Origin of the sequence: Caldicellulosiruptor sp. F32 (assembly GCF_000404025.1) — a bacterium.
GTDB classification, from domain to species: domain Bacteria; phylum Bacillota; class Thermoanaerobacteria; order Caldicellulosiruptorales; family Caldicellulosiruptoraceae; genus Caldicellulosiruptor; species Caldicellulosiruptor saccharolyticus.
Genome location: NZ_APGP01000075.1, coordinates 1 through 1,278 on the forward strand (window position 1 = coordinate 1; position 1,278 = coordinate 1,278).

General features: G+C 30.7%; 3 protein-coding genes. All 3 read left to right on the forward strand.

What is annotated here, in order from left to right; genetic code table 11:
- Nucleotides 1-135 precede the first annotated feature (135 nt).
- Entirely contained in the window at nt 136-528 is a 393-nt protein-coding gene (gene cmr5, locus H964_RS07075; RefSeq protein ID WP_039766112.1) for a type III-B CRISPR module-associated protein Cmr5, read from the forward strand.
- Nucleotides 494-1,030, forward strand: a complete 537-nt coding sequence (gene cmr6 / locus H964_RS13220) for a type III-B CRISPR module RAMP protein Cmr6 (RefSeq protein ID WP_039766113.1) — start codon at nt 494-496, stop codon at nt 1,028-1,030. Before cmr5 ends, cmr6 (H964_RS13220) begins: the two co-directional genes overlap by 35 nt.
- A gap of 73 nt (nt 1,031-1,103) precedes the next feature.
- The coding region (gene cmr6 / locus H964_RS13225; RefSeq protein ID WP_162151436.1) for a type III-B CRISPR module RAMP protein Cmr6 at nt 1,104-1,278 on the forward strand (175 nt) is incomplete at its 3' end.

Below are 1,278 nucleotides of genomic sequence, written 5' to 3' on the forward strand. Positions count from 1 at the left end.
CTCAGAAAACTACTTGACAATAAACTTCTTCAGCTTGGCGCAGATTCAACTCTGGGAAGAGGTTTTATCAAAGTAAAAACTACCTTAAAGCTAACCGCAAACTCTGAGGTCAAATAATGGGAGGTAAGTACTAAAATGAGTATAAAAAGTATAGAACAAGAGATAGCGCAGTTTTGCCTCAAAAAAATTCGCATTTACAAAACTCAATTGGCAGGTAAAAACGAAGAGCTTTCAAAGTTTAAATCTGATTTGAAAAGACTCCCTGCTATGATAACAAACAATGGGCTTTTAGCTACATTGACATTCTACAAAAAGAATAATGAAAAGGTCTACCAGATTATAAATCAATGGTTCTCAGAAAAAGAAGGAAGGATATTTGCCAATTTGGTAGAATATCTAATAAATGTTAGCTACGAAGAACTTCTTTTTAAAACAACAGAAATTCTTAAACTTGCAGAGTGGTTAAAAAGAATTGTTGAGGTGGAAATAAAAGATGAAAAACCAACAGAAGAAGAATCCGAAAAGTAATTCACAACTAGTTTCGCAGCCTAATTCAGTCATAGTTGAATTTGATAACTTTGGACTTGCTTTTTCAAAAGGAATTTCAGTTAAAATTCGTAATAAAGAAAATTGCGTTATAAATCAAAAATACAAAAATAAATTTTTTCAACAGTTATTCAAAAGCATAAAAGAAGAAAATCTTTCCATTATTGAGCATCAAATAACTAACAAAATGAAAAACATAGAAGAGTATCTGCTTTCTAATCACTTTGTAAAAGTAGTTGATACCAACTTTACAAATATTACAAGACTTGTTGTGGGATTAGGAACTGAACATGTTTTTGAAACATCACTAACTCTTGATTATATCTGGGGAATACCTTATTTACCTTCATCTGCTGTCAAAGGAGTGTGTAGAGCAGTTGCATTTTGGGAAATAGTTTCTTTGAAATTATCAAAAGAAACATCTTCAGAAAAAGAAAAAATTGAGGATTTAATAAAACGTATTTTTTCAAATTTTTTACAATGAGGATATTTCTTTTGAAAACAATAAACCGATAGAACTTGACGATATTGAGAAAAAAATTTTATTATACAAGCTCTTGTTTGGGACACAAAATTTCGAAGGGTTACTCACATTTTTAGATGTATATCCTCAAAATATATCAGAAATAGTCGACATATTCGAATTAGATATAATAAATTCTCATTATTCTGAGTATTATAACAACCCCGAAACAAACCCCGCTGGAGACTGGTACAATCCACAGCCAGTCA

Excerpts from the sequence above, each read along its gene's own strand:
- cmr5 (WP_039766112.1), top strand. The coding sequence starts at position 136 with ATGAGTATAAAAAGTATAGAACAAGAGATAGCGCAGTTTTGCCTCAAA.
- cmr6 (WP_039766113.1), top strand. The coding sequence starts at position 494 with ATGAAAAACCAACAGAAGAAGAATCCGAAAAGTAATTCACAACTAGTT.